The sequence below is a fragment of the Neisseria sp. P0021.S006 genome (assembly GCF_051956895.1).
Window position 1 is genome coordinate 1 of the sequence record NZ_JBQCWZ010001087.1, and the last position, 504, is coordinate 504.

The following is a 504-nucleotide window of genomic DNA, read 5'->3' on the forward strand; positions in this document are numbered from 1 at the left end:
GCAGACATCTTACGGCATTTTCAGCTTCATTTATATTCTGACAATATGATGGAACAATTTGCTCCCAATATTCTTGTTGGTAATGTTTCTCTAGAGACTCAACCAAGCTCCATACCTGTGAATCAAAAGGTGCCTGTAAGTATACTTGTACTTTACCAGAATCATCTAAATACCCAGAAAGGGTTTCAAATAAAGAGGTGTTATCATCACTTTCGGATAACAATCCCCGAATAATGTTCTTATAATTAATGTGAGCATCTTTTTTAAAAGACTCCAGAGCCAATTTAATTAATTGTACTGACTCCTCATCTGATGAAAATACAAAACGTCTTAGAAGAAAACCTATCGTACTTGCGCAATCTCCTTTTAAAGATAATTCTAGAATTCCTGAAAGTCCTTTTTCTTGTAAAATTTCTTTTAACGCGACAACACGATTTTGGTTAATAGTTCCTTCTCTTTCTTCAAAATTCATATTTGGATCATCTTCTATCTCATCAGTAGAGT

1 protein-coding gene is annotated in these 504 nt (G+C 33.7%); it reads right to left on the reverse strand.

Annotated elements, in window-relative coordinates; all coding sequences use genetic code 11:
* Positions 1 to 504: hypothetical protein (locus tag ACTHUM_RS18860; protein WP_440403808.1), on the reverse strand; the 504-nt coding region annotated here is incomplete at both ends.